This window comes from Bacillus cereus, assembly GCF_007678085.1.
GTDB classification, from domain to species: Bacteria; Bacillota; Bacilli; order Bacillales; family Bacillaceae_G; genus Bacillus_A; species Bacillus_A cereus_BE.
The window spans coordinates 170,180-183,193 of record NZ_VEDW01000004.1 but is presented as its reverse complement, the minus strand read 5'-3'; the positions used below and the strand labels follow the sequence as shown (position 1 = coordinate 183,193).

Below are 13,014 nucleotides of genomic sequence, written 5' to 3'. Positions count from 1 at the left end.
GAAAATATGGCTGCACCTATAAAAATGATTCAAAAACAAGAATTAACTGAGGAAGAAATAAAACAGCAAAAACTAGATGATTTAAAAGAGCTTCTAGCTAATAATGAAGAAGCTTTAAATCAAATGTTTAATATTGTCGGGGAATTAAATGACATCGGAATGCTAGAAGCCGCAAATTCTATGCTAAAGGCGAAAGAACCAATCGCAAAGATTGTTCTTGGCCAAGTGACTCGTGAGCCTGTTACAAATTTAATTAATAATATGATGGGTGCTGCAGGTGCTTTAACAGAACTTGATCCGGAACTTACGAAAAAGCTTATAGGTAGCTTATTAGTAGGACTAGAAGAAGGTAATGAACATCTAGAGAGTAATAAAAAAGTAGGAGTATTTGATCTTATGAAAGTATTGAAAGATCCAGACATTAACCGTGCTATCGGGTTTGGGCTTCATTTCTTAAAAGGTATGGGTAAAGGGTTAAAAGACGAATAATCTTCATAAAGTGAATCTTTTCGCCCAAATGTTTGTACGAAATAGTTTGGGCGGAAGGATCATTTTGATAAAATATATAATAAAGTAAAATGAGGATTTTTTGGAGGTATAATTGTATGTCAAAAAAAGTACATGAATTTAATGATATGATACGAAAACTTCGAAAGGAACTTTTCGGAAAAGGACCAGAAAGAATTCATACTGTTTTTGCTGAAAATATGGCGATTGCGACCCTTTACGGAAACTTAACACCTACTGAAAAATTCATTTCAAGTACGATGGACGGTGCAGAAATGGTTCATTTGGCTAGAACGAAAATGATTCAAGAAGTGTATGCTGCGAATTCCCGTGAACATTTGGAGGAACTTGTTGGAGCGAAATTAGTGAATTTATTTTCAGATATGAAAGTAGAGGAAGATATTGCAGTTTCGGTATTTGTTTTTGATAAAAATATAACGTGAGAGAAGGATACTGATCGTGAAACCGATACAGGTAGAAAGAGAAATCTTTCGTTATGAACAAGGGGCGTTTAAACATATAGAGGACAGCATTGTAACAGAGTTTCCAGTCACGATTAAAATGAACGGACAGGAGTTTGTTACAATGGTTAGTACTCCAGAATATATAGAAGATATGGTAATAGGCTTTTTAGCATCTGAAGGAATTATTCGGAAGTATGAAGATATTGATGACATATGGGTACAAGAGAAAGAAGGATTTGTACATGTCACGGCGACAAAAGTGAATCCGTATTACGAACAAATGCAAAATAAACGTTATATTACTTCATGTTGCGGCATGAGTAGACAAGGGTTTGTTTTTGCAAATGATGCATTAAGCGTGAAAAAAATGAATGGTGTCCATGTACAGGTTACTGCAGAAGACTGTTTTCGATTAATGAAAGAAATGCAGCAATCTGCAGAGACATTTCGTCATACAGGTGGCGTTCATAATGCATCTTTGTGTGATGTGAATGGCATTATTTTAAGCAGAATGGATATCGGTAGACATAATGCATTAGATAAAATTTACGGTTATTGTTTAAAAAATAATATTTCTATAAAAGAGAAAATTATAGTTTTTAGTGGTCGTATTTCTTCGGAAATATTATTAAAAGTTGCAAAGATTGGTTGTGAAATTATACTTTCAAAATCAGCTCCAACTGAGTTGGCTTTGCAACTAGCAGAAGAATTAGGTATTACGACGATAGGGTTTATTCGGAATCAATCCTTAAATGTATATACGCATCCAGAGCGTGTTTTAAATATAAAATAAGTAAAAGCGAGGCAATAAATATGAAATCTGTCACATTAGACAAACTACAACGTCCTTTAAAGGATTTACGTATTTCTGTTACTGATCGCTGTAATTTTCGCTGTCGTTATTGTATGCCAGAAGAAATATTTGGTCCTGATTATTCGTTTTTGTCTAATGATAAAATTTTATCTTTTGATGAGATTGAAAGGATAACACGTATTTTTGTTTCTTTAGGTGTAAGAAAGTTACGGATTACGGGTGGAGAACCGTTACTTCGAAGAGGTCTTCCGCAGCTTATTGAGCGCCTTAATAAAATAGATGGTGTGGAGGATATCGGTTTAACAACCAATGGATCGTTACTTAAAAAGTTTGCTCCTGATTTATATAAGGCGGGTTTATCACGTGTGACAATTAGTTTAGATTCCTTAGAAGAAGAACGGTTTTTCTATTTGAATGGTAATAGAAGCAAAGTGCAAAGGGTACTAGAAGGAATACAGGCTGCAGCTGAAGTCGGTATGAAAATTAAAATAAACATGGTCGTTCAAAAGGGGAAAAACGAACAGGACATTTTGCAGATGGCGCAATACTTTAAGGAAAATAAACATATTCTTCGTTTTATTGAGTATATGGACGTTGGAAATTATAACGGTTGGGAATTAAAAGAGGTTGTATCGAAACAAGAAATAGTAAGTGCTATTCATCAAGTTATGCCATTAGAACGAATCGAAGCGAATTATGCAGGTGAAGTTGCCACTCGCTATCGTTATATCGGAAGTGATGAAGAAATAGGTATTATTTCATCAGTAACAGATTCCTTCTGTTCCTCATGTACGAGAGCCCGTATTTCTGCAGAAGGAAAATTATATACTTGTTTGTTTGCTTCTAAAGGAAATGACTTGAGAGAACTACTTCGATCTGGATACACTGACGATGAAATAATATATATCGTACGTGATATATGGAACAACCGAGAAGATCGTTATTCAGATGAACGCTTAAGTCATACAAGTAAAAAAAGAGCGCCTAAAATTGAAATGTCACATATTGGTGGTTGATATATAAGAGTGATGCTTTGATGAAGTATATACAAAATGGAAAGTATGCAACGTTTGTAGATTTTCTATTTTATAGTAAAAGTGATGATTGATATCTCTGTAAAAGATGTGCAGAGAAATTAAGCAGCATTCAAAAACCTTTATTTTGAGGAGGTTTTTTGAAGCTGCTTTTTTATTTGGAGAAAATGGAGGAATTAGTAATGGCATTTCATAAACCGGAACAAATTGCTGAACTCGTAATTGAGGCCGGTGTTCAAAAAGTAAGTCAAACGTTGCCAGCAATGCTTATTCTCGGTTTTTTAGGAGGAGCGTTTATTTCGCTAGGTTTTTTGCTTAACATTCGCGTTTTAGGTAATTTACCTGAGCGCTGGGGGAGTTTAGTCAATGTTTTAGGAGGAGCGGTTTTTCCTGTTGGACTAATGCTCGTCGTATTGGCAGGAGGAGAATTAATTACGGGAAATATGATGTCACTGTCTATGGCGCTATATGCAAAGAAAATTACATTGGTAAGTGTATTAAATAATTGGGTTTGGATTACTTTCATGAATTTTGTGGGAGCTATTTTCGTAGCGTATTGTTTCGGTCATCTCGGCGGATTAACAGAGGGAGATTATTTAAATAAAACGGTAGCGATAGCGGAAGGAAAGTTACATGAATCGTTTGGGAGAACTTTAATTTTAGCAATTGGTTGTAATTGGCTCGTTTGTTTGGCGCTTTGGCTCGCTTATGGAACGAGTGATTTTGTCGGGAAAATAATCGGAATTTGGATTCCAATTATGGCATTTGTAGTAATCGGATTTCAGCAAGTAGTAGCAAATATGTTTGTCATCTCAGCAGTTATTTTTGCAGGTCATCTGACGTGGATGGACCTTGCTAGAAATTTTGTTCCTGTTTTTATCGGAAATGTAATTGGAGGGGCTGGATTTGTTGGGTTTGCTTACTTTGCTTGTTATCAAAAACAACATTCTAATATGAAATAGAGTTTGTGAGAGGAAGGGTATGTAATGGCTGAGCGGTATTCACGACAACAGTTGTTCAAACCAATTGGGAGTAGAGGGCAAGAAAAAATTCGAAATAAACATGTGTTAATTGTAGGAGCAGGCGCATTAGGAAGTGCAAGTGCCGAAAGTTTCGTACGTGCAGGTATTGGTAAGTTGACGATTATTGATCGTGACTACGTTGAATGGAGTAATTTACAAAGGCAACAATTGTACTCTGAACAAGATGCGAGAGAGAAAATGCCGAAAGCAATCGCTGCTAAAAATCGGCTAGAACAAATTAATTTGGAAGTACAAATACATGCATTCGTAATGGATGCAGTTGCAGAAAATATGGATGACCTATTAAAAAATGTAGATGTAATAATTGATGCAACAGATAATTTTGATATTCGATTTATAATAAATGACTTATCACAAAAACATAATATCCCGTGGGTATATGGTTCTTGTGTTGGATCGTATGGTATGAGCTATACAATTATTCCGCAAAAGACACCGTGTTTACATTGTGTGCTGAGGAATGTTCCAGTTACAGGTATGACATGTGATACAGCTGGAATTATTAGCCCGGCTGTTCAAATCGTCGCAGCATATCAAGTGGCGGAAGCATTTAAAATTTTAGTAGGAGATTTCGCAGCAATTAGAAAAACATTTTTCATGTTTGATATATGGAATAATCAAAACCATTTTATAAAACTAGGGAAAATCAAAACAGACGAGTGCCCTTCGTGCGGCTTAAATCGAACTTATCCTTATTTATCATACGAAAATCAAACGAAGGTAGCTGCTTTATGCGGAAGAAATACAGTGCAAATTAGGCCAGTAGAAAATAGAAAGTACGATTTTGACGATATAGAAAAAGTATTAAATAAACTAGGGAAAGTAGATCGGAATCCGTATTTACTATCTTGCCAACTAGATGATTACCGCGTCGTTATTTTTCGGGATGGTCGTGTTTTTATTCATGGTACAAATGATATTTCGAAGGCGAAACAATTATATTATCGCGTATTCGGTTAATAGAAAGGGTTGTCAACAATGGAAAGAAGAGTGCCAATTACGGTTGAAGAAGCTGTTCGTAAAGTAATGGGATTTGCTAATGAGGGATTAAAGGAGCTACTACCTATTGAATTAGCTTATGGGCGTATATTAGCAGAGGATTTAGTAGCTGACCATGATGTACCTTCATTCAATCGTTCACCATATGACGGATTTGCTATTAGAGCAGAAGATACGAATGTAGCAAGTTATGAAACGCCAATTGTGTTTGAAGTAATTGGTGAAATTGGTGCAGGATCAATATGCCAGGAGAAAATAGGCCCGCTTCAAGCCGTTCGAATTATGACGGGAGCGCAAATTCCGAATGGGTGTGATGCGGTGGTTATGTTAGAGCTGACTCGTCAATATGAGGAGGATGGCAACAATTACATGGAAGTGAAGCGATCATTTAAAACGGGCGACAATATTTCTTTTCAAGGTGAAGATGCTCGTAAAGGAACGGTTCTTGCAAAGAAAGGGTCATACATTCATCCAGGTATTTCAGCTCTTCTGGCTACGTTCGGTTATAGTGAGGTGCCAGTGGCGAGAAAGCCTGTAATTGGACTATTAGCGACTGGTAGTGAATTACTGGATGTAAATGATTCACTACAGCCAGGGAAAATCCGAAATAGTAATACGTATATGATATTGTCTCAAATTCGAAGAGCGGGCGGCAGAGTAAAATATTTTGGGAAGTTTAGCGATGATTTTCATACATGTTTTACAGCTGTAAAAGAAGCATTAAGCCAAGTAGATATGCTTATTACAACAGGTGGTGTATCAGTAGGGGATTACGATTATTTACCAGCTATTTACGAAAAGTTAGGTGCCTCTGTTCTTTTCAATAAAGTTGCAATGCGGCCAGGGAGTGTTACGACTGTAGCACAATTAAATGGCAAGTTATTATTTGGTTTATCAGGAAATCCATCTGCTTGTTACGTAGGATTTGAATTGTTTGTAAGACCTTGTATTCGGACGTATATGTTTAGTGAAAAAGCACATGTAAAAAGAGAAAAAGCGTTATTAGGAGAAGATTTTTTAAAACCAAATCCATTTACAAGATTTGTGCGAGCAAAACTGACATATAACGAAGGACAGTTAATCGCTTATCCGTCAGGGTTTGATAAATCTAGCTCAGTTTCTTCTCTAGCAGAGACAAATATATTTATTGTACTTCCAGGTGGTACGAGAGGTTATAAAAAAGATATGTTCGTAGATGTTCTCTTGCTGGAAGATAACGAAGGTAGTGAATGGCCTGGAACATTTTATAAAGTGAGGGGTGTTTCTAATGGGACAAGCACTATTTGAAATTGTAGATATACCAATTTTAGTTGAAGAAGTAACGAATAAAGTCGCAAGAAGCGAAGCAGGTGCGATTACAACTTTTATTGGTACGGTGAGAGAGTTAACAAAAGGAAAACGAACGCTACATTTAGAGTATGAAGCGTATAAACCGATGGCAGTAAAGCAACTTACGAGAATTGGTGAAGAAATTTATGAAAAATGGCCGGACGCAAAAGTAGCAATTACGCACCGTGTAGGGCGGCTAGAAATCATGGATATTGCGGTCGTTATTGCAGTTTCATCACCGCATCGAAAAGTAGCTTATGAAGCGAATGAATACGCGATTGAACGTATAAAACGAATCGTCCCAATTTGGAAAAAAGAATTTTGGGAAGATGGAACGATGTGGATTGGAGACCAACTTGAAAATACGGCATATCCAGAAGGAAAACCTAAGAAGGAAGAATGAGAAGATGATTACAATTTTATTGTTCGCAAATTTGCGTGAGGAAGTCGGATCGGATCAATTAGTAATTTTAGAAAAACAAGAAATGACAGTGCAGCAAGTAAAAGAATGGCTCAAAGTAAGTTATTGTTTACAATCGCTTGATAGAGTGATGGTGGCTGTTAATGAAGAGTTTGTAATGAATGAAGAGATGATAAAAGCTGGAGATATAGTTGCATTCATTCCGCCTGTTAGTGGGGGATAATAAGCTTTTTCAGCAGTTGAAGCTCCAAGAAGATGTGGTATATAAATTCGAATACGAGAAGGGATGAGTTCTATGATTATGCAAGAACAAATAATGAACGCATTGAAACATGTAGAGGATCCGGAGTTACACAAAAGTATTGTAGAATTAAATATGGTTAGAGATATACAAATAAATGGAACAGAGGTTAAACTTGAAGTAGTGTTAACGATTCAAGGTTGTCCATTAAAGGCAAAAATTCAACAAGATGTGGAAGAGTCTCTGCAGGCAATTGGTGCGTCTAAAGTAGATTTGAAATTCAGTTCTATGACACAAGAAGAACGAGCTGCGTTAACAGAGAAGTTAAAGAAAAATAGTAGAACAGAAACCGGTATGCCGAGCATGCTTCGCCTTGATTCAGGGGTGCGATTTATTACTGTAACGAGTGGTAAAGGTGGAGTTGGAAAATCAACAGTGACAATTAATCTTGCAACTGCTTTAGCTCGTATGGGCAAAAAAGTGGGGATATTAGATGCAGATATATATGGTTTTAGCATTCCAGCTATGATGGAAACGAATCAAAAACCGACGATGATTGATCAAACAGCAATTCCAGTCGTTAGTCACGGTGTTAAAATTATGTCGATGGGATTTTTTACGGAAGGAAATAACCCGGTTATGTGGCGCGGACCGATGTTAAATAAATGGATTCAAAACTTCCTTGCGAATACACACTGGGGAGAATTAGATTATTTACTTCTTGATTTACCACCTGGTACAGGAGATGTTGCTATTGATGTTGCAGCAATGATCCCGCAGGCGCAAGAAATTATCGTTACAACACCACACAATGTAGCTTCATTTGTAGCATCTAGAGTAGGTGTTATGGCAAAACATACGAAACACGAGATTTTAGGGGTTGTAGAAAATATGGCTTATTATGAAGAACAAGATGGATCAAAAAACTATCTCTTCGGAAAAGATGGCGGCGAAATGCTTGCAGAACAATTGCAAACAGAAGTGATTGCGCAAATACCTTTTGCAAAACGAGAAGAAAATAACGGTTCATCTGTATATGATGAAGACTCTCTTGTAGGAGAAGTGTTTACATCGTTAGCGGAGGATATTATTTATAAAGGATAGAGGAGGAATTTTTTATGGCGTGTAATATCGATCATTCTATGGAAGATGTAATGAATAAGCTTGAAAGTCAAAAGGATTTTTTACCGGAAGGGATTTTTACAGGATTGAAGGGATTTTTGCAACGTAATCATCCACAGGAAATATTAAACGATATCTTTCACCTTTTAAAAAAGTATGACTTAGTTAGTGAAGAAGAAAGAGAGACGAGAAATACTCAATTATTGCTGATTATAAAATAAATACGCTTTGGCTTTTGTTTTTTCAGGAGGGGTGAATGTAATGGATATGAAAAAGATGATTGAAATGGTAGAAGCAACTAAAGTGACTGACGAAGAATTATCGATTTCTACTTTACACCAAAAGCTTGTGAAGTTATATAGTCAAAAAAATATTGCTGATTATACGGAGCTATTAAAATATATTTTATCATTATCTGTGCAGCTAAAATTACATCTCGTATTGAAATATTTTGGTGTGCGACCAGTTGTTGCCGCCGAAGAGCGTATGCAATTTCAAGAGATATTTAAATGCCTAGCTAAGAAAGATGATAATGGCAAATGGTTTCTAAATTTCGTTTCTTTATATGTAGGGCTAATTGTAGTTCTTCATTTTGATGAAAAAGAGATTGAGAGAAGTTTTTTCGATGAAATGGTAGTGGGTAAAGGGAATGAAATATAAGATTCTTCTCATAACATCTTTCTTTTTAATAGCTATAATTGGCCTTTTGATTGGTTATGTAAATATGAAGGTAACTCATTAATAAAAAGTGTTCTTCAGTTGTTTCCATCGTTTTTTCATGTTACCATTAAGCGAATTTTTCATAGGGAGAGAAAGCGATGAAATGGATTTATTTTATTATTATTAACGTTATAGCTTTTAGCCTTATGGGGCTTGATAAACGAAAAGCGAAGAAAAAACAGTGGAGAACGCCAGAAAGTACGTTGTTTTTATCAGCGGCAGCTGGGGGAGCAGTTGGTGCTTGGATCGGTATGTATATGTTCCACCATAAAACACATAAAAAGAAATTTGTTTTCGGTATACCGTTACTTGTCGTTATAACAGTATGTTTACTTTTTGCTGTATGAGAAATGTCGAAAGAATTGCAGATTGATTATTGGTAAAGTGAGCACGTGGGACCTTATAATGGAGAAAAAATGAGAAGAGGAGAAAAAGGAAGATGGGGAGTCAAACAGCACAGCAAAAAAAAGGGATTATATATGCGGCTGGTGCTTATACGATGTGGGGAATCCTACCAATCTATTGGAAATGGGTTGAGGAAGTTCCGGCAGATGAAATATTAGCACACCGCATTGTTTGGGCGTTCGTTTTTATGTTACTTGTATTAGGTGTTACGAAGAGGTTTCGTCAGTTTATTGGGGAGTTCGTGAATCTTTTTAAACGACCTAAATTATTAATGTCATTAACAATAGCTTCAGTCTTGATTAGCGGAAACTGGTTTGTCTACATATGGGCCGTTAATCATAATCATGTCATTGAAGCAAGTCTCGGATATTATATTAATCCGCTTATTAGTATTTTACTGGGTACAGTCGTTTTAAAAGAAAAGTTAAACTTTTGGCAATATGTTGCAGTTGGTTTAGCTGGAGTAGGGGTTATCATTTTAACAGTACGTTTCGGATCTATTCCGTGGGTTTCTTTATCACTTGCTTTTTCATTTGGATTATACGGATTAACGAAAAAATTGTTAAACTATGATGCAACAATTGGACTTACGATGGAAACGATGTTAGTGACACCGTTTGCGATTATTTATCTCGTTATGACAGGAGTGCATGGATTCGGTTCATTTGGATCTATTACCATGTTATCGACGTTATTATTAATAGGAGCAGGAATTGTTACAGCTTTACCACTTTTTTATTTTGCAAAAGGAGCACAACTTATTCCGCTTTATATGATAGGATTTTTACAATATATTGCACCAACGATTAGTTTAATTTTAGGTGTATTCGTATTTGGTGAACATTTCACATCTACTCATATGATTGCATTTTTCTGTATATGGGTTGCATTATTTGTATTCTCGGTAGCGAAAACAAAGTTCTTAGTTCAGAAACAACCGAAATTTATAAAAAATAAATCAGCAAAAGTATCATAATGCGTAGTATTTTCTACGCATTTTTCTTTATACTGATACTATATAGAATTTCCATTATAGCTAGTAGGGAGCTGAGAACGTGGAAACAATTTTACATAATGATCCGCTTATGGCCGCTGTAATTTCATGGTTTTTAGCACAATTAACGAAAGTAGTCTTTAAATTAGTTAAAACGGGTGAATTTGATTTTGCAAAGTTTTTCGCTTCAGGTGGGATGCCAAGTTCTCATGCTTCAACTGTTACAGCACTTGCAACCGGTGTTGGCGTTGTGGAAGGTGTGGAAAGTACCTTATTTGCTATTGCTGCTATCTTTGCAATAATTGTTATGTATGATGCTTCAGGGGTAAGACTTGCAGTAAGTAAACAGGCGAAAATATTGAATGAGTTTTTTCACGGTAGACAAACAGAATATAAGAAGTTAAATGAACTTGTCGGGCATACACCGTATGAAGTAGTAGTCGGTGCTTTAGTAGGGATAATTGTCGGAGTTGGATATTGTTTATGAGCGGAACATTTTATATGTTCTGCTTTTATTTGTTTTCATACATATTCAGCTACTTTTTTGAATATCGTTATACGGATTTCGAAAGGGTGGGTGAGTAACTTGTTATTATATGAAAAAGTGCATGAAGAAATAGCGAGAAGAACAACCGCACTTCAAACGATGCAACGGCGAGATGGAACGTGGCGCTTTTGTTTTGAAGGAGCACCGTTAACAGATTGCCATATGATTTTTTTATTAAAATTATTAGATAGAGATAAAGAGATAGAACCGTTTGTAAAAAGATTAGCATCACTTCAAACAAATGAAGGGACATGGAAATTGTATGAAGATGAAGTGGGTGGTAATTTATCTGCTACAATTCAATCTTATGCTGCCTTACTTGCTTCAAAAAAATATACAAAAGAAGATGCGAATATGAAGCGCGCGGAAATGTTTATAAATGAGCGTGGCGGGGTAGCACGTGCTCATTTTATGACGAAGTTTTTATTAGCGGTTCATGGAGAATATGAATATCCTTCGCTCTTTCATTTGCCAACACCAATTATGTTTCTCCAAAGTGATTCACCTCTCAGTATATTTGAGTTAAGTAGCTCAGCACGTATCCATTTAATTCCGATGATGCTGTGTCTAAATAAAAAATTTCGTATAAGGAAAAAGTTACTGCCAAATTTAAATCATATTTCGGGAGGGGGCGGAGAATGGTTTCGGGGGGATCGGTCTCCGTTGTTTCAAACGTTAGTAAGTGATGTAAAACAAATTATATCGTATCCACTATCTTTACATCATAAAGGAAATGAGGAAGTCGAACGTTTTATGAAAGAACGTATTGATGAAAATGGAACGTTATATAGTTACGCAACTGCCTCGTTTTATATGATTTATGCTTTACTTGCGTTAGGACATTCTCTTCAATCAACAATGATTCAAAAGGCTATAACAGGGATAACATCTTATATATGGAAGATGGAAAGCGGGAATCATTTGCAAAACTCTCCTTCAACTGTATGGGATACGGCGTTACTCAGCTATGCGTTACAAGAGGCCCACGTTCCGAAAGATAATAAGATGATTCAACATGCAGTAACATATTTATTAAAAAAACAGCATACAAAAAAAGCTGATTGGAGCGTACATGCACCAGCGCTTGCTCCAGGTGGTTGGGGTTTTTCGGATGTGAATACGACAATTCCTGATGTTGATGATACAACAGCGGTGCTAAGAGTATTGGCAAAAAGTAGAGGGAACGAAAATGTAGATTATGCTTGGAAGAAAGGAGTTACTTGGGTTAAAGGATTACAAAATAATGATGGTGGCTGGGGAGCATTTGAAAAAGGTGTGAAGAGCAATTTATTAGCAAATTTACCAATCGAAAATGCAAGCGACATGATTACAGATCCTTCTACACCAGATATTACAGGAAGAGTGTTAGAGTTTTTCGGGACATATGCGCAAAATGAATTGCCTGAGAAACAAAAACAAAGTGCGATAAATTGGTTAATGAATGTGCAGGAGGAAAATGGATCATGGTATGGGAGATGGGGGATTTGTTATATATATGGTACGTGGGCGGCTATGACTGGTTTACGGTCACTAGGAATTCCACCTAGCAATCCATCATTGAAACGAGCAGCTTTATGGCTTGAACATATACAGCATGAAGATGGTGGCTGGGGAGAATCATGCTACAGTAGTGTGGAAAAAAGGTTTGTTACTTTACCATTCAGTACACCATCCCAAACAGCATGGGCGTTAGATGCTCTCATTTCTTACTATGATAAAGAAACACCAGCCATTCGAAAAGGGGTTTCATATTTGCTTGCGAATCCTAGTGATGATGAACACTATCCTACCGGAACGGGTTTACCAGGTGGTTTTTACATTCATTATCATAGCTATGCCTATATATATCCGCTACTTACTTTGGCACATTATATAAAAAAATATAGAAAATAAACCGAGAGGATATCTCTCGGTTTATTTTGTTGGGTAGTAGGTCCCTGTTGAAAAAAATAAGGTTGTGCTTCCTTATTTTTCTGTTGACTGGCGTTTTTGACGTGCATCAGCGGCATTTGCACGTGCGTTTGCTTCTAAGTCATTGTGGTCAGCGAGTTCACGAGAGAACTCAACATCAATGCCATCAGCAGCTTTGTTTTGCTTGAAATTTTTTTTGTTCATTCGACACAATCTCCTTGCACTTTATCCCGCTTTAATGGGCAGTAAGACCCCCACCTCAAAATTCAGCGAAAGTAAAGAAGTTAGGTGGGGGATCAACTGCCCATAAAAGTCCGATTGGTTCAACTAATAATCAGTGGGGGATGGAGAAAACCCCCACTGATTAAAGTTTCACTTTATGCGACGTTGCAAAGTTAGTTTGACACAAATAGACTTTTTTATACAAAGAGGAATCGGAAGGCAAAAAGCCGAAATATACAGT

General features: G+C 36.5%; 17 protein-coding genes. 16 read left to right on the top strand and 1 reads right to left on the bottom strand.

All coding sequences use genetic code 11. From position 1 onward, the window contains the following. Positions 1 to 6: 6 nt before the first annotated feature. The 16 genes from FS742_RS18175 (at position 7) to FS742_RS18100 (ending at position 12,533) form a co-directional block, all read left to right on the top strand. The gene (locus FS742_RS18175) at positions 7 to 489 is read left to right on the top strand and encodes a helical membrane plugin domain-containing protein (RefSeq protein ID WP_000729894.1); all 483 of its coding nucleotides are present in this window, start codon (positions 7 to 9) and stop codon (positions 487 to 489) included. 116 nt (positions 490 to 605) lie between these two features. Continuing rightward, on the top strand, positions 606 to 950 hold the full coding sequence (locus FS742_RS18170) for a Na-translocating system protein MpsC family protein (RefSeq protein WP_000039580.1): 345 nt from the start codon (positions 606 to 608) through the stop codon (positions 948 to 950). A 16-nt stretch (positions 951 to 966) separates the two neighbouring features. Further along, the gene (gene fdhD / locus FS742_RS18165; protein ID WP_144614186.1) at positions 967 to 1,764 is read left to right on the top strand and encodes a formate dehydrogenase accessory sulfurtransferase FdhD; all 798 of its coding nucleotides are present in this window, start codon (positions 967 to 969) and stop codon (positions 1,762 to 1,764) included. 20 nt (positions 1,765 to 1,784) lie between these two features. Continuing rightward, positions 1,785 to 2,801: a GTP 3',8-cyclase MoaA gene (moaA, locus tag FS742_RS18160; RefSeq protein WP_222124849.1), complete on the top strand. Its 1,017-nt coding sequence runs from the start codon at positions 1,785 to 1,787 to the stop codon at positions 2,799 to 2,801. Positions 2,802 to 3,001: 200 nt separating this feature from the next. Beyond that, entirely contained in the window at positions 3,002 to 3,781 is a 780-nt protein-coding gene (locus FS742_RS18155; protein ID WP_033656377.1) for a formate channel, read from the top strand. A 24-nt stretch (positions 3,782 to 3,805) separates the two neighbouring features. Further along, the gene (locus tag FS742_RS18150; RefSeq protein ID WP_144614182.1) at positions 3,806 to 4,822 is read left to right on the top strand and encodes a molybdopterin-synthase adenylyltransferase MoeB; all 1,017 of its coding nucleotides are present in this window, start codon (positions 3,806 to 3,808) and stop codon (positions 4,820 to 4,822) included. A gap of 18 nt (positions 4,823 to 4,840) precedes the next feature. Further along, the gene (gene moeA, locus FS742_RS18145) at positions 4,841 to 6,148 is read left to right on the top strand and encodes a molybdopterin molybdotransferase MoeA (protein WP_144614180.1); all 1,308 of its coding nucleotides are present in this window, start codon (positions 4,841 to 4,843) and stop codon (positions 6,146 to 6,148) included. After that, on the top strand, positions 6,129 to 6,593 hold the full coding sequence (moaE, locus tag FS742_RS18140; protein ID WP_144614178.1) for a molybdopterin synthase catalytic subunit MoaE: 465 nt from the start codon (positions 6,129 to 6,131) through the stop codon (positions 6,591 to 6,593). Before moeA ends, moaE begins: the two co-directional genes overlap by 20 nt. 4 nt (positions 6,594 to 6,597) lie before the next feature. Further along, positions 6,598 to 6,834, top strand: a complete 237-nt coding sequence (gene moaD, locus FS742_RS18135; protein WP_144614176.1) for a molybdopterin converting factor subunit 1 — start codon at positions 6,598 to 6,600, stop codon at positions 6,832 to 6,834. 72 nt (positions 6,835 to 6,906) lie between these two features. Then, entirely contained in the window at positions 6,907 to 7,956 is a 1,050-nt protein-coding gene (locus FS742_RS18130; RefSeq protein ID WP_144614174.1) for a P-loop NTPase, read from the top strand. A gap of 14 nt (positions 7,957 to 7,970) precedes the next feature. Next, positions 7,971 to 8,195 (top strand): group-specific protein, encoded by a 225-nt coding sequence (locus FS742_RS18125; protein ID WP_144614172.1) that lies wholly within the window; start codon positions 7,971 to 7,973, stop codon positions 8,193 to 8,195. A gap of 40 nt (positions 8,196 to 8,235) precedes the next feature. Continuing rightward, positions 8,236 to 8,634 (top strand): hypothetical protein, encoded by a 399-nt coding sequence (locus FS742_RS18120; RefSeq protein ID WP_144614170.1) that lies wholly within the window; start codon positions 8,236 to 8,238, stop codon positions 8,632 to 8,634. A gap of 158 nt (positions 8,635 to 8,792) precedes the next feature. Then, on the top strand, positions 8,793 to 9,041 hold the full coding sequence (locus tag FS742_RS18115; RefSeq protein WP_016086864.1) for a DUF1294 domain-containing protein: 249 nt from the start codon (positions 8,793 to 8,795) through the stop codon (positions 9,039 to 9,041). Positions 9,042 to 9,133: 92 nt separating this feature from the next. Beyond that, the gene (gene rarD, locus FS742_RS18110) at positions 9,134 to 10,075 is read left to right on the top strand and encodes an EamA family transporter RarD (RefSeq protein ID WP_144614168.1); all 942 of its coding nucleotides are present in this window, start codon (positions 9,134 to 9,136) and stop codon (positions 10,073 to 10,075) included. Between the two features lie 79 nt (positions 10,076 to 10,154). Continuing rightward, entirely contained in the window at positions 10,155 to 10,580 is a 426-nt protein-coding gene (locus FS742_RS18105) for a divergent PAP2 family protein (RefSeq protein ID WP_016086866.1), read from the top strand. 99 nt (positions 10,581 to 10,679) lie between these two features. After that, entirely contained in the window at positions 10,680 to 12,533 is a 1,854-nt protein-coding gene (locus FS742_RS18100) for a terpene cyclase/mutase family protein (RefSeq protein WP_144614166.1), read from the top strand. Positions 12,534 to 12,605: 72 nt separating this feature from the next. Here FS742_RS18100 and FS742_RS18095 read toward each other — a convergent pair whose 3' ends face one another. Further along, the gene (locus tag FS742_RS18095; RefSeq protein ID WP_001035806.1) at positions 12,606 to 12,755 is read right to left on the bottom strand and encodes a YfhD family protein; all 150 of its coding nucleotides are present in this window, start codon (positions 12,753 to 12,755) and stop codon (positions 12,606 to 12,608) included. Between the last annotated feature and the right edge of the window lie 259 nt (positions 12,756 to 13,014).